This window comes from Amycolatopsis sp. NPDC098790, assembly GCF_044759945.1.
Classification (GTDB): domain Bacteria; phylum Actinomycetota; class Actinomycetes; order Mycobacteriales; family Pseudonocardiaceae; genus Amycolatopsis.
Genome location: NZ_JBIWAI010000001.1, coordinates 1,060,641 through 1,082,287, shown reverse-complemented (window position 1 = coordinate 1,082,287; position 21,647 = coordinate 1,060,641). Strand labels below are relative to the sequence as shown.

Sequence of the window (21,647 nt, the reverse complement as noted above, 5' to 3'; positions counted from 1 at the left end):
GCGATGATCCCGGGGAAAGGAGGTGCGGCGATGACGTACCTGCGTGCGCTCGGGCGGGCTTGCGCGCTGGCCGCGTTCGCGTTCGTCAGCTGGGTCGACGTGCTGCTCGAGCTGATCGCCTTCGCGCTGCTGTGCGTCGGCCTCGTCTTCTTCCTCGGCCCGATGATCGAGTGGGCCCGGCACCGCTCGACGACGGCGCGGACGCTGGCCGCGCGCTGGTGCGACGTCGAGATCGAAGCGCCCTACCAGCCCGAACCGCCGGAGCCGGTGCGTGAGCGCGACGGCTGGTACCGCGACGGCAACACGCTCTACAAGCGCGCGTTCTGGATCCGCTGGAACCGCCGGTTCACCTGGGCGATGGAGGACCCGGCCGCCGGACGCGAGTTCACCTGGCAGCTGCTGAACCCGGTGGTGACGCTGGCGCTGCCGGTCGCCGTCCTGCTCGGCGGCCCGGCCGCGCTGCGCGGCTACGGCCACTGGACGCGCTGGTGGCTCGGCCCGCGCCCGGTGGTCGAGCGGCAGGGCCGCTGGCTGCACCGCCGGCTCGAGTCGCTGGGGCACCAGATGGGCATCCTCGCGCTGGGCGTGGTGATGTTCGTGTTCACGCTGTGGCAGCTGGTCATCGTCGCCGGCGCGCTGCCGGTCGCGGCGCCGGTGATCCTGTGGTCCCGCACGATCACCGACACACTGCGCCGCGAGGCCGGCAACTGGACCGGCGTGCGGATCCCGCGGCCGTACCTGCCGCCGCCGGGCTTGCCGGTGCCGCGCCCCGACGGGCTCTTCCAGGTCGGCAAGCAGCTCTACGAGGAACCGTTCTGGCCGGTCCAGCACGCGCGCACCCGGTGGGTGCTGCGCGACCGCGCCACCTGGCGCGACTTCGCCGGCGGCGCGTTGATCCCGCTCGTTTCGCTGCTGCTCCTGCTGCCGACGGTCGGGCTGGTCGGCCGCGGTGTCGTGGGGCTCGCGACGCTGTGGGGGTGGCGGCCGTTCGTCTCGTCGCCGGTGACCTGGTGGCCGTTCCCGGAGGTCTCGACGCACTGGGGCGCCGCCGCGCAGACGCCGGTGGCGCTCGCGATGATCGCCGCCGGGCTGGCGCCGGCGACGTGGCTCGCCCGGCAGCAGGCGCGGTTCGCGCGCGTCTGGCTGGGCCCGAACGAGGCGACCCGGCTGGCCGCACGCGTCGAACGGCTGAAGCAGACCCGCGCGGACGTCACGGTCACGCAGGCAGCGGAGCTGCGGCGGATCGAACGCGACCTGCACGACGGGATCCAGTCGCGGCTGGTCGCGATGGGCATGAAGCTCGGCGCGGTGGAGGCGCTCGTCGACACGGACCCGGCGGCGGCCAAACGGCTCGCGGCCGAGCTGCGCGCGGCGTCGTCGGAGGCGCTCACCGAACTGCGCGTGCTGATCCGCGGCATCCATCCGCCGGTGCTGTCCGAGCGCGGGCTGCTCGACGCCGTGCGCGCGCTGGCCCTCGACAGCCCGCTGAAGACCGAGGTCACCGGCTCGCTGCCGGGCCGCGTCGAGGAGCCGGTCGAGGCGTGCACGTACTTCGCGGTGTCGGAACTGCTGGGCAACGCGGCGAAGCACGGCTCGAAGCGCGCGTCGATCGAGGTGACCTTCGCCGACGACCATCTGACAGTCGTCGTGACTGACGACGGCCCGGGCGGCGCGGTTCCCGCGGGCGGTTCGGGACTGCGCGGAATCGAGCGCCGGCTCGGCGCCTTCGACGGTAGGTTGACCCTGACCAGCCCGATCGGCGGGCCGACCAGGGCCATGGTGGAGATCCCGTGTCAGCTCGACCTCGAACCGTCGTCGCCGAAGACCAGTACCTCCTCCGAGACGGCCTGACGCACCTGCTGGCGGCGCACGGCTTCGACGTCGTCGCGGCGGTCGGCAGCGGTCCCGAGCTGGCGGCGGCGTTGCGTACCGAGAAGCCCGATGTGTCCATTGTGGACGTCCGGATGCCGCCGACGAACACGGACGAAGGCCTGCAGGTCGCGCTGGCCGCGCGTCGGGAAACCCCGGGCTTGCCGATCTTGGTGCTGTCCCAGCACGTCGAGCAGCTGTACGCGCGCGAACTGCTCGCCGACGGCACCGGCGCGATCGGCTACCTGCTGAAGGACCGCGTCTTCAACGCCGACCAGTTCATCGACGCGGTCCGCCGCGTCGCGGCCGGCGGCACGGTGATGGACCCCGAGGTGATCGCGAAACTAGTGGCGGGCAACGCGTCCGACCCCCTGGCCGCCCTGACCCCGCGCGAACGCGAAGTCCTCGGCTTGATGGCGGAAGGGTGCTCGAACGCGGCGATCGCGTCCCGCCTGCACTTCAGCGAAGGCGCGGTCGGCAAGCACACGGCGAACATCTTCGCGAAGCTCGGCATTTCGGCTTCGGACGACACGAACCGCCGCGTGCTCGCCGTACTGGCGTACCTCGGTTCCGCTTAGCCGCGCGAAACCCGGGTCATCTCCTCGCGCTCCACGACCTTGATCCGCTCGCGGCCCGCCGCCAGGCCCAGTGCCTTCTCGTGCGAGTCGAGCTTGCCCCAGCCTTCCCACGTGGTGAACGGGATTCCGCGCGCCGCCAGGAAGTCGAGGATCGCGTCCGGGGAGCCGTACTTCGGGGCGGTCAGCGTGTCCGCGTCCGACAGCAGGCTCGCGATCGTCTCCGCCGCGTCGCCCTTCGTGTGGCCGATCAGGCCGATCGGGCCGCGCTTGATCCAGCCCGTCACGTACACGCCCGGCAGCTGGTTCTCGTCCAGGTCCAGCACGCGGCCGGCCTGGTTCGGCACCACGCCGCCGACGTGGTCGAACGGGACCTCCGGCAGGTGCGACGACAGGTAGCCCACCGCGCGGTACACGGCCTGGACGTCCCAGTCGTGGAACTCACCCGTGCCGCGGACGTTCCCGTCGCCGGTCAGCTCGGTGCGTTCGGTACGCAACCCGGAAACCCGGCCGTCCTCGCCGAGGACCTCGGCCGGCGAGTGGAAGAAGTGCAGGTGCAGCCGCTTCCGCCGGTCACCCGGTTCGCGGATCGCCCACTCCTGCAGCGTCTTCACGACCATGTCGATCTGCTTCGACGCCCGCAGCGCCGCGATGCTGCCGTCGTCGAACTCGATGTCCTCCGGGGACACGATGACCTCGACGTTCGGCGAGTGGTCCAGCTCGCGCAGCTCCAGCGGCGTGAACTTCGCCTGCGCCGGCCCGCGGCGGCCGAACACGTGCACGTCCGTGACCGGGCTCGTGCGCAGGCCCTGGTAGACGTTGTCCGGGATGTCCGTGGTCAGCAGCTCGTCGGCCGTCTTCGCGAGGATGCGTGCGACGTCGAGAGCGACGTTCCCGACGCCGAGGACCGCGACCGAAGACGCGTTGAGCGGCCAGGTGCGCGGGACGTCCGGGTGGCCGTCGTACCAGGAGACGAAGTCGGCGGCGCCGTAGCTGCCGTCGAGGTCGATGCCCGGGATGTCGAGCGCGCGGTCGGCGGACGCGCCGGTCGAGAAGATCACCGCGTCGTAGAACTCGCGCAGCTCGTCGAGCTTGATGTCGGTGCCGTAGTCGATGTTGCCCAGCAGGCGGATGTTCGGCTTGTCGAGCACCTTGTGCAGGGCGGTCACGATGCCCTTGATGCGCGGGTGGTCGGGGGCGACGCCGTACCGGATCAGCCCGAAGGGCGCGGGCATGCGCTCGAACAGGTCGATCGTGACGTCGGCGTCGGACTTGTCCAGGATGTCGGCGGCGTAGATGCCGGCAGGACCAGCGCCCACCACGGCTACACGAAGAGATCGGCTCACACCCTCCACGGTAAGTTAGGGTCACCTAACTAGAAATGTGATTTACCGTACGGTCCACCAGTTGAGAGCCGGTAAGCTCGGCGCCATGCGCGTTCTCGTCGTCGACAACTACGACAGCTTCGTCTACAACCTGGTCCAGTACCTGGCCCAGCTCGGCGCCGACTGCACGGTCTGGCGCAACGACGTCGTGGACCTCGACCGCGTGCCCGAGTTCGACGCCGTGCTCGTCTCGCCGGGTCCCGGCACCCCCGAACGCGCTGGTCAAAGCATGGACGTCATCCGCAAGTGCGCCGAGACGCGCACGCCGATGCTCGGCGTCTGCCTCGGCCACCAGGCGCTCGGCGTCGTCTACGGCGCGACCGTCGACCGCGCGCCCGAGCTGCTCCACGGCAAGACCAGCCAGGTCCGCCACGACGGCTCCGGCGTCCTCAAGGACCTGCCGGAGGAGTTCACGGCCACCCGGTACCACTCCCTGACCGTGGTGCCCGACACGATCGCGGCCGACGTCTTCGAGGTCACCGGCCGCACCGAGTCCGGCATCGTGATGGGCATGCGCCACCGCGAGCTACCGCTGGAGGGCGTCCAGTTCCACCCCGAGTCCGTGCTGACCGAGGGCGGCCACCGGATGCTGGCGAACTGGCTGGCCATGGCGGGCCACCCCGTCGACCCGGCCCGCGTCGACGAGCTCGAGCGGGCGACCAAGGCGCTTCAGAAGGCCGCTGTTGCGTGATCCGGCTCGAGGGGGTCGGCAAGCGGTACGGGCGTGGTGACTTCGTCCTCCGCGACGTCGACCTGACCGTCGAGCCCGGGCACGTCGTCGGCGTCCTCGGCAGCAACGGCTCCGGCAAGTCGACGCTGCTGCGGATCATGGCCGGCGTCTCGCACGCCACCACCGGCACGCTGACCGGCACGCCGCGGATCGGCTACCTGCCCGACCGCTTCCCGGCCGGCCAGCGCATGGGCGCGCGGGCCTACCTGCGGCACATGGCGCGCATCCGCGGGCTGACCGACCTTTCGGTGATCGACCCGCTGCTCGACCGGCTCGCGCTGGTCGGCGGTCCGACGGCGCCGCTGCGCACGCTGTCGAAGGGCAACGCGCAGAAGGTCGGGCTCGCGCAAGCCGTCATGGTGCGGCCCGACCTGCTGATCCTCGACGAGCCGTGGTCCGGGCTCGACGTCGGGACGCACGCGATCCTCGGCGAGCTCGTCGCCGAGACGCGGGCGCGCGGGGCGAGCGTCGTGTTCACCGACCACCGGCCGCAGGTGGTGCACGACCACGCCGACGTCGTCCACCTCATGACCGACGGCAGGCTCACGGCCGAGAGCGCCGAGCCGACCACGCGGATCGTGCTGCGCGGCGACGGCGCCGGCTGGGCGGCCGAGCCCGGCGTCCGGCACGCGGTCGTCGAAGGCCCGCAGGTGGTGCTGACCGTCGAAGTCGCTTCGGTGGACGCGGTCCTGTCGCGGGCGTTGAAGGACGGCTGGTCCGTGCGGGAGGTGGCGCCGTGCTCGCCCTGACCCGCTACTACCTGGCGCTGCTCGGCCATTCGCAGCGGTACCTGCCGGCGCTGCTGGCCTACCTCGCGCTGTGCGTGATCCTCTACGCCGACCCGCACTCGCCGCCGTTGCCGCTGTTCGGCGTGAGCGCCGGCGGCCTGCTCGTGGTGTCGTGCTGGCTGACGATCGCGCTGCTCGACATCGAGGACCCGGTGCAGCGCCTGGTGACCCTGAGCCACGCGCGCCAGTGGCGCCGGATGATCACCGGCGCGATCTTCACCGTGCTGGCGTGCGCGGCGGTGCTGACGGTGATCACCGAGGTGTGGTCGGCGCTCAAGTCGTTGAAGGTCCAGCCGTCGGCGCTGGGCATCGGGCTGCTCGCCCACCTCGCGTGCGCGCTGCTGGGCATCGCGATCGCGCTGCCGTGCTCGCGGCTGCTCGTGCAGCGGATCGGCTGGACGGTGCTGGCCGCCGTCGTCACGCTGATCGTCGTGCTGCTGGCGAAGATCCCGCTGGTCCACCCGTTGCTGCACGCGCTGACCGACGAAGAACCGGTCGGCGGCCCGCTCGTCCTGGCGCTCGTGACGTCCGTGGTCGTGCTGGCCGCCAGCTTCTTCGTCGTCTCGCAGCTCGTGCACCGCCGTTCCTGAGTGCAATTTGCAATCTACAAATCGCGAGCCGGGCTTCCGGCGAGTGCTCGACGCCGACTAGTGTTCGGGTCCTCTCCGATTCCGGGCGAAGGGAGAACGGGTGACGGCGGGGATCGTCGCGATCACCGGTCCAGACTCCGAAGGTGAGCTCCGGGAGCTCGCCGCCTGGCTGCGCGGCGAGGACGAGCTCCGCGGCCGCGTCCAGCTGTTCGACGCCGTCGTGGTCGGGGTCACCAGCAACTCCGCCGGCGTCTTCTGCCGGTCGCTGATCGCCTGGCTGCGGCGTTGCCGCGAAGGCCGCGTCTCCCTGAAGGTCAAACGCTCCGGCGCGGCCGAGGAACTGGAGCTCGACTGCGGTCCCGCCAGTGACGCCGAACAGGTGCTCGGCGCCGTCCGGGGATTCCTCGACAAAGCCTGAACGAAAAGAAGGCCCGCACGGCGAACCGTGCGGGCCTTCTTCGTGTGCTTCAGATCAGGGAGTGCCGCTGGACGTCGGGAACAACGGGCCCTCGGACACCGAGACCGTGATGTTCTGGTCCTTGTCGATCTGCGTACCCGGCGACTCGCTCTGCTTGGTGACCGTGCCTTCGGGCTTGTTGCTGGTCCGGTCGGACTGCTCCCGGAACTGGCCGGTCCAGCCCATGCTCTGCAGCTTCGCTTTGGCGTCGTCGGCCGACATGCCGACCAGCTGCGGCATCTCAATCTTGTTGTCCGGCTGGCCCGTCGACACGGTCAGCGTGATCTGGCTGCCGACGGGCACCGAACCGCCGTTCGGCGTCTGCTGGATGACCTGGTCCTTCGGCTGGTCGGACTGCTGGTCGACCCGCTTCACGGAGAAGCCGAGGCCGGTGAGGGCGGACTGCGCTTCGCTGAAGGACTTCCCGGTGAAGTTCGGGACCTGCTTCTGCGCCTTGCCCTTGCCGATCGAGATGGACACGCTCGTGCCCTGCTGGACCTGGTTGCCCGCCTGCGGGGTCTGGTTGACGACCTTCCCGACCTGGTCCTGGTCGGTGACGTCGACCTCCTGCACCGACTGGTTCAGGGTGAGGCCGGCTTCCTTCAGCTTCGCTTCGGCGTCGGCCTGGCTGAGGTCCTTCAGGTCCGGCACGGCGACCTTGCCCGGCGGCGTGCCGATCGTGAGCGTGATCTGGGCCGCGGTCGCGACCGGCGTGCCGACGTCGGGGGTGATCGAAATGACCTGGTTGACCTGGTCCGTCGTGCACGGCGTGTTGCCGGTCGCGTCGGGAACGCCGCAGATCACCGTCTTGTTCGGCGCGAAGTTGTTGAACCCCTTTTCGCGCAACGTGTTCTTGGCCGCCAGCTCCGACTGTCCCTTGACGTCCGGGATCGCCACCGTGCTCGGGTCTTCGTTGCCGCTCTTGAACGACCCCGACAACCACATGATCAGCAGGACCGCGCCCAGCACGAAGACCGCGGCCAGCGCGGCCAGCAGCGTCCGGCGACGGCGCTTGGCCTTCGGGTCCTCGTCGTCCGCGGCGTCGTACTCCTCGTAGCGCTGCGGCTGCCGCCGGTCGGCGTTCATCACCTGCGTGCGCTCGTCCTCGGACATCACCATCGGCGCGGCCGGGCGCTGGCCCGAGAGCGTGCGCACCAGGTCCGAACGCATTTCCGCCGCCGACTGGTAGCGGTTCGCAGGGCCCTTGGCCAGCGCCTTCAGCACGACGGCGTCCAGCTCCGGCGCCACCGCCGGGTTCACCGACGACGGCGGGTTCGGATCCTCCCGGACGTGCTGGTAGGCCACCGCGACCGGGGAGTCCCCGGTGAACGGCGGCTCGCCGGTGATGAGCTCGTACAGCACGCAACCGGCGGCGTAGACGTCGGAACGGGCGTCGACCGACTCACCGCGGGCCTGCTCCGGCGACAGGTACTGCGCCGTGCCGATCACCGCGGCCGTCTGGGTCATGGCGGACTGGCCGTCGTGCATCGCGCGCGCGATGCCGAAGTCCATCACCTTGACCGCACCGTTCTTCGTGATCATCACGTTGGCCGGCTTGACGTCGCGGTGCACGATGCCGTGGCGGTGGGAGAAGTCGAGCGCCGCGCAGACGTCGGCCATGACCTCCATGGCCCGCTTCTGCGACATCGGGCCCTCGGTCTTGACGATGTCCCGCAGCGTCCGGCCTTCGACGTACTCCATGACGATGTACGGCAGCGGACCGAACTCGGTGTTGGCTTCACCCGTGTCGTAGACCGCGACGATCGCCGGGTGGTTCAGAGCGGCGGCGTTCTGCGCCTCGCGGCGGAAGCGCTCCTGGAACTGCGGGTCCCTGGCGAGGTCGGCACGGAGGATCTTGATCGCGACTTCCCGGCCGAGGCGCACGTCGTGGCCGTGATGGACCTCGGACATGCCTCCGTAGCCGAGCGTTTCGCCCAGCTCGTACCGGTTGGAGAGCAGTCTGGGTGTGCTCATCTCTGGGTGCCGTTCCATTCCGTCCAAGGTGCGGTCATGATGCCTTGCTGGCCATCGTCGGTCGTTCCGGGAGATTCCGCCGGTATCGCGCTCGACACGGGCGGTTCCTCCGCGGGCGGCTGTCTGCCCGGGACCACCTGGCTCTGCGTCTGGCCGGTGTGCGGTGGCGAGCCCGAGCTGCCGATCATCTTCGCCACGAGGACGATGGCCGCCACCAGGACAACGAGCAGGATGGCCGCGAGGAGCGCCCACCAGCCCCACTGGGACTTCTTCCGGGGCGCCGGCACCATGGCCGGACGCAAGACGGGCCGCGACGGCGGGCCGATGGCGACCATCGGGTTCACCGCCGGCGACGGCGGACCCACCGGCATGTGCTGCTGCTGGGGCGGGACCGGTTGCTGCTGCGGCACGGGTTGCTGCACCGGCTGTTGCTGCGGCGGTTGCGGCACCACCGGCTGCTGGCCGGTGAAGGCGGCGTTGACCAGACCGGACGGCGTCGGCAGCGGCTGCCCGGCGCGGACCGCGGCGACGGCGGCCGCGAACTCGCCGCCGCTGTTGTAGCGCTGCCGCGGGTCCTTCACCAGGGTCGCCTCGATCACCGCGCGCGCGGCGGGCGGGACGTCCGGCGGCAGCGGCGGCGCGATGTCGCGGATGTGCATCATCGCGACCGTCACGGCGTTCTCGGACAGGAACGGCCGGTGCCCGGCGAGGCACTCGTAACCGCACACCGCGAGCGAGTAGACGTCGGACGCCGGCTCGGCCGGGTGCCCGAGCGCCTGCTCCGGCGCGATGTAGTGCGCGGTGCCCATGACCATGCCGGACCGGGTGACCGGCGCGGCGTCGGCTGCTTTGGCCACGCCGAAGTCGGTGATCTTCACCTGGCCGGTGGAGGTCACCAGGATGTTGCCCGGCTTGACGTCGCGGTGGACCAGGCCGTGGGAGTGCGCGGCCTGCAGCGCGTTGCCCGCCTGCTCCAGCATGTCGAGCGTGAACTCCGCCGACAGCCGCCCGTGCTTGGCCAGCAACCCGGCCAGCGGGTCGCCGTCGACGAGCTCCATCACGAGGTAGGCGATGGAGAGGTCGCCGTCGAAGATGGTCTCGCCGTAGTCGTGGACCGCGGCGATGCCGGGGTGGTTGAGCGACGCCGTCATCCGCGCTTCGGTGCGGAAGCGGTGGAGGAACTCGGCGTCACCGGAGAGTTCGGCCTTGAGGATCTTGACGGCCACGGTCCGGTCCAGCCGGGTGTCGCTGGCCTGCCAGACCTCGCCCATCCCGCCGACGGCGATCCGGCTCGTCAGCTTGTACCTCTCGGCCAGCAGCTGGCCCGAGGACAGCATCCGCTATCCACCCCCGAGCTTGGCGTTGATCGCGGCGCGGCCGATCTCCGCGGCGACCGAGCCGCCGGTGGCCGCGAGCCCGCGGTTGCCGCCGTCTTCGACGATGACGGCGACCACGATCTGCGGGTCGTTCGCCGGGGCGAAGGCGGTGTACCAGGCGTGCGGGGCCGTGTTCTTGGAGTCCGTGCCGTGCTCGGCGGTGCCGGTCTTCGACGCGATCTGGATGTCCGGGCGCTTGCCGCCGCCCTTGGTGAAGCCCTCGGAAGCGATCATCATGTCCTTGAGGATCGCGGCGTTCGACGACGAAAGTGCCGCCGTGCCGGTGAGCTCGGTGGGGCTGTAGTCCTCGATGGTCGACAGGTCCGGCGCCAGCACCGACTGCACCAGCTGCGGCTTCATCGCCATCCCGCCGTTGGCCACGGTGGCCGCGAGCAGGCAGTCCTGCAGCGGGGTCAGCCGGACGTCGCGCTGGCCGATGCCGCTCTGGTAGAGCGCGCCCTGCGAGTCGAGCGGCCCGACCGTCGACGGTGCGACCTTCATCGGCACGGTCAGGTCGGTCTGCCCGATCCCGAAGTTCGCCGCCGTCTTCTTCAGCTTGTCCGCGCCGAGCTGACCGGCGAACTCCGCGAACGGGACGTTGCACGAGTGCGCGAGCGCGTCCTTGAACGTGGTGCCGGGGCACGTCTCGCCGGCGTAGTTCTCCAGCGTCACGTTGGTGCCGGGGAGCTTCGTGTTCGGCGCGGAGTTGACCGGGGTGTCCGGGCCCTTGCCGTCTTCGAGCACGGCCGACGCGGTGACCAGCTTGAACGTCGACCCCGGCGGGTAGGTCTCCGAGATCGCCCGGTTCAGCATCGGGTTCTTGTCGTCCTTGACGTACGAGTTCCAGGCGTCGGTCTGCGCCTTCGACGTGTGCGACGCCAGCTTGTTCGGGTCGTACGACGGCGTCGAGACCATCGCCAGGATCCGGCCGGTCTTCGGCTCCATCGCGACGACGGCGCCGGTGTACCCGCGCTGCGTCATCAGGTCGTACGCGGCCTTCTGCACGGCCGGGTCGATGGTCAGCCGGACGTTGCCGCCGCTCGGGTCGCGGCCGGTGACCATGTCCGACAGCCGCCGCACGAACAGGCGCGGGTCGGAGCCGTTCAGGACGTCGTCCTCAGAGCGCTCGAGACCGCCGGAGCCGTAGTTGATCGAGTAGTACCCGGTGACCGGCGCGTACATCGGGCCGTCGACGTAGGACCGGATGTACTTGTACTTGTCGTTCGACGGGTCGACCTTCGCCAGCACCTCGCCGTTCGCCTGCGACACGATCTGGCCGCGGCGGCGGGCGAACTCGTCGTAGAGCACGCGCGCGTTGCGGGAGTCGGTGCGGTAGTCGTCGGCCTTGACGACCTGGATGTAGGTCGCGTTGGCCAGCAGCAGGACGACCATGACGAGCATCGCCATGCCGACTTTGCGCAGCGGGGTGTTCATGCCTGCTGGCCCCCGTCCGCCGGCGGACGCTGGACGAGCACGGTGTGCGCTTCGGCGATCGGCGCCTGCTGCTGGGGCTGCGGCTTCGGCCGGGCGGCGGGCCGCCGGGCCGCGTCGGAGATCCGGAGCAGCAGCGCGACGAGGATGTAGTTCGCCAGCAGCGACGAACCACCCTTGGACAGGAACGGGGCGGTGATACCGGTCTCCGGGATGAGCTTCGTGACCCCGCCGACGACGACGAAGATCTGCATGACCATGGTGAACGCCAGCCCGCCGCCGAGCAGCTTGCCGAACGTGTCGCGCACGGCGAGCGCGCTGCGCATGCCGCGCATGGCGACCAGCAAGTAGAGCATCAGGACCGCGGCCAGCCCGATGAAGCCGAGCTCTTCGCCGATCGCCGCGGTGATGAAGTCGGTGTTGGCCTCCGGCACCATGTCCGGGCGGCCGGCGCCGAGCCCGGTGCCGCCGATCCCGCCGGTGCCGAGCCCGAACAGGCCCTGCGCGATCTGGTAGCCGCCGCCCGCCTTGTCGTACGTCGAGAGCGGGTCGAGCCAGTTGGCGACGCGCTGCTGGACGTGCGTGAAGAGGTTGTAGGCGAGCAGGCAGCCGCCGACGAAGAAGCTCAGGCCCAGGACGACCCAGATGATCCGCTCGGTCGCCACGTACAGCATCATCAGGATGACGCTGAAGAACAGCAGCGAGGTGCCGAGGTCCTTCTCGAACACCAGGATGCCGATGCAGGCGACCGCGGCGATCAGGATCGGGCCCAGGTCACGCGCCCGCGGCAGCTCGACGCCGAGGAACTTCTTGCCCGCCACCATGAACAGGTCGCGCTTCGACACCAGGAACGAGGCGAAGAAGACCATCAGCAGGATCTTCGCGAACTCGCCCGGCTGGATCGAGAAGCCCGGCAGCTTCAGCCACACCTTGGCGCCGTTGACCTCGGAGAGGCTCGACGGCAGCAACGCGGGCAGCGCCAGCGCGACGATCCCGATCAGGCCCGCGGTGTAGCCGTAGCGGGTCAGCGTGCGGTGGTCGTTCACCACGACCAGCACGGCGACGAAGAACCCGAGCGAGATGACGGTGAACAGCACCTGCGCCGTGACGGCGGGGGTGTAGTCCTTCCCGTTCTGCACGGCCTTTTCGGCCAGGGCCAGGTCGATCCGGTGGATCATCACCAGCCCGATGCCGTTCAGCAGCGCGACGCAGGGGAGCAGCACCGGGTCCGCGTACGGCGCCCACTTGCGGACGGCCAGGTGCGCGGCGGCGAAGATCGCGAGGTAGGCGAGACCGAGCCAGACGATCGACCAGGTGAGCTCCTGCTCCTGGTTCGCTTCCACCAGGACCAGGGCGATGGTGACGATCGCCGCGGCGAACCCCAGCAGCACCAGCTCGGTGTTGCGGCGGGTCGGGACGTCACGCGGCGGGTTCGTCTGGAACTGCGCGGCGAGCGGTTCGGCGGGACGTGCGACGGGCTGGCCCATCAGTTACCGCCTCCCGTCGTCGGTGCCGTCGAACTCGGCGTCGAGCAGTCCCTCCCCGCTGGCTGGTTCGCCGACGACGGAGCAGTGGAGCCGGCCGGAGCCGACGGGGTGGACGTCGGCGTGACCGTGGGGGTCGGCGTCGGGGACGGCTGGCCGCCCGCCGGCGCGCAGTTGTTCAGGCGCTTGTGCAGCTGCAGGAAGTCGTCGATGTACTTCCGGGCGTCGTCGAGGCTGTCCTTCTTGACGCCGTTCTGCACCGCGAGCCGCGCGTCCTCTTGGAGCTGGTCGACGCGCAGCTTGTCCGTGCACACCTGGTTCGGCGGGCACGAGCCCTGCTCGTAGGTGTGCAGGTCGATGCCGAGGATGCTGCCGGGAACGCCGCGGTAGATCACGACTTCCTGGTCCGCACCTTCGCCGACATAGTACTGACTCAGGACGAAGTACCGGGTGGCGATGGCGGCCGCGGCGAGCACGACGAGCACCACCAGCGCACCGGCGAGCCAGCGGAACCGCTTCCGGCGCTTGGCTTTCGGATCTACGCTCGGCTGCGGCAGCTCGGGACGCGGCTGCGGTGGCGGCTGGGTCAGCGCCCGCGCGCGTGCCGCGGGCGAGTCGCCCTGGTGCCGTTCGTCGCTGCCGTCCCCGGCGGCGCCGCCCACGATGGGCGCGTCCTCGCCGAAGTCGACGTCGACGACGTCGGCGATGATCACCGTGACGTTGTCCGTGCCGCCGCCCTTGAGCGCCAGCTCGATCATCCGGTCCGCGCACTGCTGCGGGTCCGGGATCTGCACGGCCTCGGCCAGCGTCTCGTCGCTGACCATGCCGGACAGGCCGTCCGAGCAGATCAGGTACCGGTCGCCGGAGCGGGCTTCGCGCACGGTCAGGCTCGGCTCGACCTCGTGCCCGGTCAGCGCCTTCAGCAGCAGCGACCGCTGCGGGTGCACCGCGGCTTCTTCGGGCGTGATCCGGCCCTGTTCGAGCAGCTCGTTGACGAAGCTGTCGTCGCGGGTGATTTGCGCGAACTGGCCGCCGCGCAGCAGGTACGCGCGCGAGTCGCCGACGTGCACCAGCCCGAGCCGGTTGCCGGCGAAGAGAACGGCGGTGAGCGTGGTGCCCATGCCGTCGAGGTCGGGGTCCTGCGAGACGAGTTCGGCGATGGCGGCGTTGCCGTTCGCCACCGCTTCCCGCAACTGCGCGAGGAGGTCGTCACCCGGCTCGTCGTCGTCGAGTGGCGCGAGCGAGGCGATGACGACCTTGCTGGCCACCTCACCCGCCGCGTGGCCACCCATACCGTCGGCGAGCGCGAGCAGGCGAGGGCCGGCGTACACGGAGTCCTGGTTGCTCGAACGCACCAGGCCCCGGTCGCTGCGGGCTGCGTAGCGGAGGACGAGAGTCATGGGCGAAGCTCGATCACCGTCTTGCCGATCCGGATGGGGACTCCGAGCGGGACCCGGAGGGGTGCAGTGACCTTAGCCCGGTCCAGGTACGTCCCGTTCGTCGAGCCCAGATCTTCCACGTACCAGTCCTCACCGCGCTGGGCGATCCGCGCGTGCCGGGTCGACGCGTAGTCGTCGTCGAGCACCAACGTGGAGTCGTCGGCCCGGCCGATGAGGATCGGCCGGCCGTCCAGCGCGATGCGCGTCCCCGCCAGCGCGCCGTGGGTCACGAGCAGCTGCTGCGGGGACTTGCTGTTGCGCGGCTTCTTCTCCTTCTTGCGCCCGAAGGTCGGTACCTGGACGCGCATGCCCGACGCCGCGTAGAGGTCCGAACGGACGACTCTGAGCGCGGCGAACACGAAGAGCCAGAGCAGCACGAGGAAGCCCACCCTGGTGAGTTGTACGACCAGCTCTGGCACTTGGTGTGTCCGCTCCCGACTCGTCCGTGCAGCCGCGACGCGGGTACGCCGCGGTCCCCCCGCACGTCAATTCTGCGGGAACAGTATTCCGTGCCCCCAGTCAGCCCTGTGTACGGAACACGAGCGAGGAGTGCCCCACCCGGATGACGTCGCCGTCCGCGAGCTGCCAGGTCTGGACCGGAGTGCCGTTCACGGTCGTGCCGTTGGTCGACCCGATGTCGGCGAGCGTCGCGCTCTGGCCGTCCCAGGTGATCTCCAGGTGCCGGCGCGAGACGCCGGTGTCCGGGAGGCGGAAGTCCGCGTCCTGGCCGCGGCCCACGACGTTCCCGCCCTGCTTCAGCGAGTACGTCCGGTTCGAGCCGTCGTCCAGCTGCAGGCTCGCCGCGAGCTGGCGGCCCGGCGCGGGCTGGCCGTAGCCGCCCTGCTGCTGCGCGTACGGGTCGGCGGCCTGCTGGCCGTAGGCCCCCTGCTGCCCGTACTGGTCGTAGCCGCCCTGCTGCTGGCCGCCGTACTGGTCGTAGCCACCCTGCTGGGGCTGGGCGTAGCCGCCCTGGTCGTACCCGCCCTGCTGGTAGCCGCCCTGCTCGTAGCCACCCTGCTGGGGCTGGGCGTACCCGCCCTGGTCGTACCCGCCGCCCTGCGGCTGGCCGTAACCCTGGTCGTAGCCGCCACCCTGGGGCTGCTGGTACCCGCCCTGGTCGTAGCCGCCCTGCTGCTGGCCGTACTGGTCGTAGCCGCCACCCGGCTGCTGCTGGCCGTACTGGTCGTAGCCACCACCCTGCGGCTGGCCGTAACCCTGGTCGTACCCGGGCTGCTGGCCACCCTGCTGTCCGTAGCCGTACTGGCCCTGCTGGCCGTACGGGTCACCCTGGTCGTATTGGCCGTAGCCGGGGGGCTGGCTCATTGCTGGGTCTCCTGCGTTGCTGGGTCGTGCCGACCGCGGTGAACCGGCGCCTGAGGGGCGGGCGTCGGGATCGACGGACGAACGGGTCTTGAACTGTCCAGTATGCAGCGCCTCGTTGCGCTCGAGTGATACGACGACGTCACCATAGGTGTCCAGGCCCTCGGCGGCGAGGTGTTCCGCCACCGCCTTGGCGAGCACCTGGGTGACGCGCTGCTCGTCACCGGCCATGCGCTCGTGGTCAGCCGCCCCCAGCGACACGATGTAGTGATTGGGGGCGAGCTGCCGACCGCCAGCCAGCTCACGAACGTTCTCCTCACTCTCCCGCTCCAGGGCGATCGCCACTTCCTGCGTGACGACGTTGCCACCGAACATGCGCGCGAAAGTGTTCCCCACCAGGTTCTCGAGGCGTCTGTCGAAACGCTCGACGCGGCTCACCGGGGAAAACCTCCTCACACGTGTGCTTCCGCTATCGATCCTATCCGGGTGAGCGAGCCTCTACACGGCCCCCGGTGAAACCCGTTCAAACCACCTGCTAGTCTTCTCCTCGCTGTCAGAGAGAAGCGCTCGGGCGAGTGGCGGAATGGCAGACGCGCACGGTTCAGGTCCGTGTGTCCGAAAGGACGTGAGGGTTCAACTCCCTCCTCGCCCACTCGAAAAGGGCCCCGGCACCACGCCGGGGCCCTTTTTCGTGTCCGCGGGGCCTTCGGCTCAGGTGGTGAATATCACCCGTTTGGCTCTGCGTGGTGTTCGCTCACGGCGGACTTTCGGGTGTATCAAGCTGTCGATTTGGCGACCCAGGCCGCCAGCACGTCGGCGCGGCTGGCCGTCTCGATGCCCGCGTGGGGGCAGCCCGGGCCGGTCGCCTCGACCGCCACGAGTTCGCCGTCCGTGAAGTAGGGCGCTCCCGAGTCGTACGTGCACGCGCTCGTCGTGATCTCCGGGGCGGCGCCGCGGACGCCCACCGTCGTCGGCTCCACCTTGGCGACGGCCACCGTCCCCTGCTGCATGCGGCTCGCCGGGGTGGGGTTCGTGCTGGTCGTGCTGCCCCAGCCGGCCAGGATCAGCTCCTGGCCCACCTTTGGCGCGGCGCGGTCGACCCTCAGCGGCGTCACGGTCGTCACCGGGGTGTCCAGGCGGGCCAGTGCGACGTCGTTCTCCTTGGCCTGGAGCACCTCGGTCACCCGGCGGGCGATGCCGGACTCCATGGCTTCGTCGACCAGGCCCAGCGTCACCGTCGTCGGGTAGGGGACCTTGCCGCCGACGCGGTTGCGGTTCGCGTCGTGGAAGCAGTGGCCCGTCGTCAGCACCCAGCCCGGGGCGATCAGGGAACCGGTGCAGTAGCTGCTGTAGGTCGACCCGTCCGGGCGCGGGATCTTCGTCATCGCGAGCTTCGCGACGAACCCGAACTGCCCGGGCGGTACGTCGGAGCCGTGCGCGATCCCCGGCGCGGCGAAAGCGGCGGGCGCGGTGGCGATGGTGGCGGTGGTCAGAACAGCAGCGGCGAGCAGGGCGCGCAGGCGCATTTCTCCCCTTCGTCGAATGGATGATCGACGTTCGAGGTTATTGCCGCGGCCGCACGCTGGGAATTCCCTGGCCGGGCGTCACCCGGGTGACGCCCGGCCGGCCGGTCAGCCGACGTGCGAGGCGATCCAGTCCGCGACCACGTCCACGCGAGCGGTCGTCTCCGCCTGGTCGTGGGGGCAGTCCGGGCCGTCGCTCTCCACCGAGACGATCCGGCCGCCCTTGCCCGACGGGACGAAGTACGGCGCGCCCGAGTCGTACGTGCAGGCGCTCGTCGTCGACGTCGGGGCGAAACCCTTGACTCCCACGTACTGCGGGTCGACGGTCGCGACCTTCATGACGCCCTGCTGGAGCTTCGTGCCCGGCGCCGGGTCGACCGAGGTGAGGCTGCCCCAGCCGGCGAGCGTCACCTTCTGGCCCGCCACCGGTGTCCGGCGGTTCAGCGTGAGCGGCTCGATGCCGAAGACCGGCTTGTCCAGCTCCGCGATCGCGATGTCGTTGCTCGGCGACTGGAACACCGTCACGACGTTGCGGGTGACGCCCGGCTGGTCCACGGTCGTGGTGCCCAGCAGCACGGACGTCGGGTACGGGACCGGGCCGGACACCGGGTTGCGCGCGGCGTCGTGGAAGCAGTGGCCCGCCGTGATGATCCACTTGCGGGCGATCAGGGAACCCGAGCAGGCGCTGTCGTACTCGGTGCCGTCGGGACGCGGGATGTCCGTCATGGTCAGCTTCGCGGCGAACTTGAACGTCCCCGGCGGGACGTCGGATCCGTTGGCCACGGCCGAAGCCGGGGCCGCGGTGGCCACGGCCGCGGCGAGCGCGAAGAGCGTTGCGGACAGGAAAGCGCGAGTGCGCACGGGAAATCCCCCAGGTGTGGGCCGGCGGTGGCGAGAACTCCCCGCCACCGCCGCACAACCTAGTTCACGCCGACGAGGTCGACCACGAAGATCAGGGTTTCGCCCGGCTTGATGACGCCGCCCGCGCCGCGGTCGCCGTAGGCGAGGTGCGGCGGGATGACGAGCTGGCGGCGGCCACCGATCTTCATGCCCGCGACACCCTGGTCCCAGCCGGAGATGACCTGGCCGGCCCCGAGGCCGAAGCGCAGCGGCTCACCGCGGTCCCACGAGGCGTCGAACTGCTCGCCGGTCGAGTGCGAGACGCCGACGTAGTGCACGGTGACGGTCTTGCCCGACGTGGCTTCCGCGCCGTCACCGACCGTGATGTCGGTGATCTGGAGGTCGGCCGGAGGGTTGCCCTCGGGGCGGTCGATCTGGGGCTTTTCCAAGGTCATGGCACTCACCGTACCCACGCGCGCGAGGCTGCGCCGTTCGGACTACGCCCAAGGGCTGAAAAACGCGAAAAGTCTTCACACTTCTGCTACTGCTGGGTAGCGTGCGCTTCGTCACTCTTCTGACTGGAGGGGAGCCCGGCATGCGACGTGGCATCCGCGCCCTGACCTTGACCGCTCTGGGGGCCCTCGTGGCCGGTCTCACCCAGGTCGCCGTCACCGCTCCGGCCGCGCAGGCGGCCGCGTCGCCCGACGACTACTGCGGCGGGCAGTGCAGCGACATCCTGCCACCCGGCGAGAACGGCAACGCCACCCTCGCCGACATCCTGGCGCACAAGCTGCTCGGCACCCGCCCGGCGCACGCGTCCGACCAGCTCGGGAAGTACTCGTCACTGGCCAACGGGTACAAGACGCTGACCACCGGCGCGATCAACCAGTACTTCAACGACTCGTCGTTCGGCGTCGCCGCCGACCAGGTCGCGAGCACGACGAAGCCGCGCGCGGACGTGACGATCGTGCGGGACAAGGCCCTCGGCGTCCCGCACATCACCGGCACCACCCGCAGCGGCACCGAGTTCGGTGCCGGGTACGCCGCCGCGCAGGACCGGCTGTGGCTGATGGACGTCCTGCGCCACGCCGCGCGCGGGCAGGTCACCCCGTTCGCCGGCGGCGCGGAGGCCAACCGCGAGCTGGAGCAGCAGTTCTTCGCGAACGCCCCCTACACCGAAGCCGAGCTGCAGCAGCAGATCGACCGCGTCGCGAGCAGCGGCCCGCGTGGCGCGCAGGGCCTCGCCGACGCGCAGGCCTACGTCGACGGCATCAACAAGTACATCAGCGACTCCTACAACGGCCGGTACTTCCCGGGCGAGTACGTGCTGACCGGGCACGTCGACTCGATCACCAACGCCGGGTCGATCGACCCGTTCAAGCTGACCGACCTCGTCGCGCTCGCGTCGCTGGTCGGCGCCGAGTTCGGCGCGGGCGGCGGCGGTGAGGTGCAGAACGCCATCGCGAAGCTCGCGATGCAGGAGAAGTACGGCGTCGTGCAGGGCGAGAAGGTGTGGCAGAGCCTGCGCTCGGAGGACGATCCCGAAGCCGTCAAGACGCTGCACGACGGCCAGACCTTCCCGTACGGCAAGACGCCGGCCAACGCGGTCGGCCAGGCCCTGCCGGACAAGGGTTCGGTGACCGGGCAGCAGCTGGTGTTCGACAAGACCGGCTCGGCCTCGACCGCGACACCGTCCACTGTGGACGTCGCCGCGCCCGCCGAGCAGGAGCCCGCCCGCGGGATGTTCGAAGACGGCGTGCTGCCGGGCAACATGCTGAGCGAGAAGCACGGCATGTCGAACGCGCTGCTCGTCTCCGGCGCGAAGACCGCCAGCGGCCACCCGGTCGCGGTGTTCGGCCCGCAGACCGGCTACTTCGCCCCGCAGCTGCTCCTGCTGCAGGAACTGCAGGGCCCGGGCATCAGCTCGCGCGGCGCGGCCTTCGCCGGGCTGAGCATGTACGTCCTCCTCGGCCGCGGCCAGGACTACTCGTGGAGCGCGACGACGTCCGCGCAGGACATCATCGACACCTACGCGCTGCAGCTGTGCGACCCGAGCGGCAAGGCGCCGACGAAGGACTCGAACTACTACACCTACCAGGGCCAGTGCGTCCCGATGGAGACGGTCGAGGTTAAGAACGCCTGGAAGCCGACGGTCGCCGACGGGACCGCGGCGGGCTCGTACACGTTGCGCAGCTACCGGACGAAGTACGGGCCGGTGCAGAGCCGGGCGACCGTCGGCGGCAAGCCGGTGGCGTACGCGGCGCTGCGCTCGTCCTACTTCCACGAGGTCGATTCGCTGATCGGCTTCCAGGAGCTGAACGACCCGGGCTTCGTCAAGTCCGCCGCGGACTTCCAGAAGGCCGCGCAGGACATCAACTACACGTTCAACTGGTTCTACGCCGACTCGAAGGACATCGCCTACTACAACTCCGGCGCCAACCCGGCCCGGCAGTCCAATGTGGACCCGAACATGCCGGTGTGGGGCGACCAGGGGCACGACTGGATCGGCTGGAACCCCAGCGGGAACCAGGCGACCTACACGCCGCCGTCGCAGCACCCGCAGTCGGTCAACCAGGACTACTACGTCAGCTGGAACAACGCGCAGGCCAACGGCTACGCGGCCGCCGGCGCGGACAAGTCCGCCGTGCACCGCGTCGACCTGCTCGACTCGCGCGTCAAGCAGCTGATCTCCAGCGGTACCAAGGTCACCCGGGTCAACCTGACCCAGGCGATGGCGGACGCCGCGCTCGCGGACCTGCGCGCCGAGCGCGTCCTGCCGCTGCTGCTGCAGGTGCTCGACAAGACGCCGACGACCGGCGCGGCCGCGGACGCCGAGGCGAAGCTCAAGACGTGGCTCGCGAACGGCCACCTCCGCAAGGAGACTTCGCCGGGCAGCAAGGCGTACGCGGACGCCGACGCGATCCGCATCTTCGACGCCTGGTGGCCGCTGCTCGTCCAGGCCGAGTTCAAGCCGGGCATGGGCGACGACGTCTACAACGCGATGACGGGCGTGCTGGGCATCAACGAAAGCCCGTCCGGGTGGCAGAACGGCAACGGCCAGCACACCGGCCAGCCGCACAAGGGCTCGTCGTTCCAGTTCGGCTGGTGGGGTTACGTCAGCAAGGACATCCGGCAGGTGCTCGGCCAGCCGGTGGCCGGCCCGCTCGGCCAGACGTTCTGCGGCGGCGGCAACGTCACGACGTGCCGCCAGGCGCTCGTCGACTCGCTGACCACGGCCGCCGGTCAGGCCGCGAACACCGTCTACCCCGGTGACGCGAGCTGCTCCGCGGGCGACCAGTGGTGCGCCGACACGATCGTGCACAACCCGCTGGGCGGCATCACGCAGGACAAGATCAGCTGGCAGAACCGCCCGACGTTCCAGCAGGTCGTCGAGTACACCGCCCACCGCGGCGACAACATCGCCAACCTCGCGCCGGGGAAGACGGTCAGCGCCACGAGCGCCGAGACCGGCCTCTACAACTCGCCGGCGTCGAACGCGATCGACGGGAACGCCTCGACCCGCTGGGCCAGCGACTGGAGCGACGACCAGGCGATCACCGTCGACCTCGGTTCGGTCCAGCAGGTCTCGCGGGTGGCGTTGAGCTGGGAAGCCGCGTACGGGAAGAACTACAAGATCCAGACCTCGCCCGACGCGGTGAACTGGACGGACGCGGCGGTGGTCACCGACGGTGACGGCGGGCAGGACAACGTCTCGTTCACCCCGGCGTCGGCGCGGTTCGTGAAGATGCAAGGCGTCCAGCGCGGCACGAAGTACGGCTACTCGCTGTACGAGTTCGAGGTGTACGCCCACTGAGACCAGGCCGGGCCGTTCGCGGACGCGCGGGCGGCCCGGCCTCCCCACCCGG

Annotated in this window: 18 protein-coding genes and 1 tRNA gene; 8 read left to right on the top strand and 11 right to left on the bottom strand. The window is 70.3% G+C overall.

Annotated features, from left to right (window positions below; all coding sequences use genetic code 11):
• The first annotated feature begins 30 nt into the window (after positions 1-30).
• Positions 31-1,851 carry a sensor histidine kinase gene (locus tag ACIQWX_RS05435; RefSeq protein ID WP_400865928.1) on the top strand — a complete coding sequence of 607 codons (1,821 nt, stop codon included), beginning with the start codon at positions 31-33 and terminating at the stop codon, positions 1,849-1,851.
• Complete coding sequence (locus tag ACIQWX_RS05430) at positions 1,791-2,447, top strand: response regulator (protein ID WP_400865925.1); 657 nt, start codon at positions 1,791-1,793, stop codon at positions 2,445-2,447. Before ACIQWX_RS05435 ends, ACIQWX_RS05430 begins: the two co-directional genes overlap by 61 nt.
• Here ACIQWX_RS05430 and ACIQWX_RS05425 read toward each other — a convergent pair.
• Positions 2,444-3,763, bottom strand: a complete 1,320-nt coding sequence (locus tag ACIQWX_RS05425; protein ID WP_400865922.1) for an FAD-dependent oxidoreductase — start codon at positions 3,761-3,763, stop codon at positions 2,444-2,446. The two genes, ACIQWX_RS05430 and ACIQWX_RS05425, sit on opposite strands and share 4 nt — an antisense overlap.
• Before the next feature lie 112 nt (positions 3,764-3,875).
• Here ACIQWX_RS05425 and ACIQWX_RS05420 point away from each other — a divergent pair, with 112 nt between their 5' ends.
• From ACIQWX_RS05420 to ACIQWX_RS05405, 4 genes are all read left to right on the top strand, one after another.
• Positions 3,876-4,520 carry an aminodeoxychorismate/anthranilate synthase component II gene (locus ACIQWX_RS05420; protein ID WP_400865919.1) on the top strand — a complete coding sequence of 215 codons (645 nt, stop codon included), beginning with the start codon at positions 3,876-3,878 and terminating at the stop codon, positions 4,518-4,520.
• Positions 4,517-5,308 (top strand): ABC transporter ATP-binding protein, encoded by a 792-nt coding sequence (locus tag ACIQWX_RS05415; RefSeq protein WP_400865916.1) that lies wholly within the window; start codon positions 4,517-4,519, stop codon positions 5,306-5,308. Before ACIQWX_RS05420 ends, ACIQWX_RS05415 begins: the two co-directional genes overlap by 4 nt.
• Positions 5,296-5,937, top strand: a complete 642-nt coding sequence (locus tag ACIQWX_RS05410) for a hypothetical protein (RefSeq protein WP_400865913.1) — start codon at positions 5,296-5,298, stop codon at positions 5,935-5,937. The genes ACIQWX_RS05415 and ACIQWX_RS05410 overlap by 13 nt, the downstream gene beginning before the upstream one ends.
• A 100-nt stretch (positions 5,938-6,037) precedes the next feature.
• On the top strand, positions 6,038-6,355 hold the full coding sequence (locus ACIQWX_RS05405; RefSeq protein WP_086676010.1) for a hypothetical protein: 318 nt from the start codon (positions 6,038-6,040) through the stop codon (positions 6,353-6,355).
• 54 nt (positions 6,356-6,409) lie between these two features.
• Here ACIQWX_RS05405 and pknB read toward each other — a convergent pair whose 3' ends face one another.
• The 7 genes from pknB to ACIQWX_RS05370 form a co-directional block, all read right to left on the bottom strand.
• Complete coding sequence (gene pknB, locus ACIQWX_RS05400; protein ID WP_400865911.1) at positions 6,410-8,368, bottom strand: Stk1 family PASTA domain-containing Ser/Thr kinase; 1,959 nt, start codon at positions 8,366-8,368, stop codon at positions 6,410-6,412.
• Complete coding sequence (locus ACIQWX_RS05395) at positions 8,365-9,705, bottom strand: serine/threonine-protein kinase (protein ID WP_400865908.1); 1,341 nt, start codon at positions 9,703-9,705, stop codon at positions 8,365-8,367. Before ACIQWX_RS05395 ends, pknB begins: the two co-directional genes overlap by 4 nt.
• A gap of 3 nt (positions 9,706-9,708) precedes the next feature.
• Positions 9,709-11,178, bottom strand: a complete 1,470-nt coding sequence (locus tag ACIQWX_RS05390) for a peptidoglycan D,D-transpeptidase FtsI family protein (protein ID WP_400865904.1) — start codon at positions 11,176-11,178, stop codon at positions 9,709-9,711.
• Positions 11,175-12,662, bottom strand: coding sequence for an FtsW/RodA/SpoVE family cell cycle protein (locus ACIQWX_RS05385; RefSeq protein WP_400865902.1), 1,488 nt, complete (start codon positions 12,660-12,662; stop codon positions 11,175-11,177). Before ACIQWX_RS05385 ends, ACIQWX_RS05390 begins: the two co-directional genes overlap by 4 nt.
• Positions 12,662-14,059 carry a PP2C family protein-serine/threonine phosphatase gene (locus ACIQWX_RS05380; protein ID WP_400865899.1) on the bottom strand — a complete coding sequence of 466 codons (1,398 nt, stop codon included), beginning with the start codon at positions 14,057-14,059 and terminating at the stop codon, positions 12,662-12,664. Before ACIQWX_RS05380 ends, ACIQWX_RS05385 begins: the two co-directional genes overlap by 1 nt.
• Positions 14,056-14,517, bottom strand: coding sequence for an FHA domain-containing protein (locus tag ACIQWX_RS05375; RefSeq protein WP_003079002.1), 462 nt, complete (start codon positions 14,515-14,517; stop codon positions 14,056-14,058). The genes ACIQWX_RS05380 and ACIQWX_RS05375 overlap by 4 nt, the downstream gene beginning before the upstream one ends.
• A 100-nt stretch (positions 14,518-14,617) precedes the next feature.
• Positions 14,618-15,856 (bottom strand): DUF3662 and FHA domain-containing protein, encoded by a 1,239-nt coding sequence (locus ACIQWX_RS05370; RefSeq protein WP_400865894.1) that lies wholly within the window; start codon positions 15,854-15,856, stop codon positions 14,618-14,620.
• Positions 15,857-15,987: 131 nt separating this feature from the next.
• Here ACIQWX_RS05370 and ACIQWX_RS05365 point away from each other — a divergent pair.
• Positions 15,988-16,070, top strand: a tRNA-Leu gene (locus tag ACIQWX_RS05365).
• A 124-nt stretch (positions 16,071-16,194) separates the two neighbouring features.
• Here ACIQWX_RS05365 and ACIQWX_RS05360 read toward each other — a convergent pair.
• The 3 genes from ACIQWX_RS05360 to ACIQWX_RS05350 all read right to left on the bottom strand — a co-directional run bounded on the left by ACIQWX_RS05360 (position 16,195) and on the right by ACIQWX_RS05350 (position 18,236).
• Entirely contained in the window at positions 16,195-16,944 is a 750-nt protein-coding gene (locus ACIQWX_RS05360; RefSeq protein WP_400865891.1) for a S1 family peptidase, read from the bottom strand.
• A 105-nt stretch (positions 16,945-17,049) separates the two neighbouring features.
• Complete coding sequence (locus ACIQWX_RS05355) at positions 17,050-17,802, bottom strand: S1 family peptidase (protein WP_400865888.1); 753 nt, start codon at positions 17,800-17,802, stop codon at positions 17,050-17,052.
• Between the two features lie 59 nt (positions 17,803-17,861).
• Positions 17,862-18,236 carry an FKBP-type peptidyl-prolyl cis-trans isomerase gene (locus ACIQWX_RS05350; RefSeq protein ID WP_400865885.1) on the bottom strand — a complete coding sequence of 125 codons (375 nt, stop codon included), beginning with the start codon at positions 18,234-18,236 and terminating at the stop codon, positions 17,862-17,864.
• 140 nt (positions 18,237-18,376) lie between these two features.
• Here ACIQWX_RS05350 and ACIQWX_RS05345 point away from each other — a divergent pair, with 140 nt between their 5' ends.
• Positions 18,377-21,595, top strand: coding sequence for a penicillin acylase family protein (locus ACIQWX_RS05345; RefSeq protein ID WP_400865882.1), 3,219 nt, complete (start codon positions 18,377-18,379; stop codon positions 21,593-21,595).
• The last annotated feature ends 52 nt before the right edge of the window (positions 21,596-21,647 follow it).

Bases quoted from the DNA above. Each gene is read 5' to 3' on its own strand.
- ACIQWX_RS05350 (WP_400865885.1), bottom strand. From the start codon at position 18,236: ATGACCTTGGAAAAGCCCCAGATCGACCGCCCCGAGGGCAACCCTCCG.
- pknB (WP_400865911.1), bottom strand. From the start codon at position 8,368: ATGAGCACACCCAGACTGCTCTCCAACCGGTACGAGCTGGGCGAAACG.
- ACIQWX_RS05380 (WP_400865899.1), bottom strand. From the start codon at position 14,059: ATGACTCTCGTCCTCCGCTACGCAGCCCGCAGCGACCGGGGCCTGGTG.
- ACIQWX_RS05435 (WP_400865928.1), top strand. From the start codon at position 31: ATGACGTACCTGCGTGCGCTCGGGCGGGCTTGCGCGCTGGCCGCGTTC.
- ACIQWX_RS05360 (WP_400865891.1), bottom strand. From the start codon at position 16,944: ATGCGCCTGCGCGCCCTGCTCGCCGCTGCTGTTCTGACCACCGCCACC.
- ACIQWX_RS05390 (WP_400865904.1), bottom strand. From the start codon at position 11,178: ATGAACACCCCGCTGCGCAAAGTCGGCATGGCGATGCTCGTCATGGTC.
- ACIQWX_RS05395 (WP_400865908.1), bottom strand. From the start codon at position 9,705: ATGCTGTCCTCGGGCCAGCTGCTGGCCGAGAGGTACAAGCTGACGAGC.
- ACIQWX_RS05385 (WP_400865902.1), bottom strand. From the start codon at position 12,662: ATGGGCCAGCCCGTCGCACGTCCCGCCGAACCGCTCGCCGCGCAGTTC.
- ACIQWX_RS05420 (WP_400865919.1), top strand. From the start codon at position 3,876: ATGCGCGTTCTCGTCGTCGACAACTACGACAGCTTCGTCTACAACCTG.
- ACIQWX_RS05345 (WP_400865882.1), top strand. From the start codon at position 18,377: ATGCGACGTGGCATCCGCGCCCTGACCTTGACCGCTCTGGGGGCCCTC.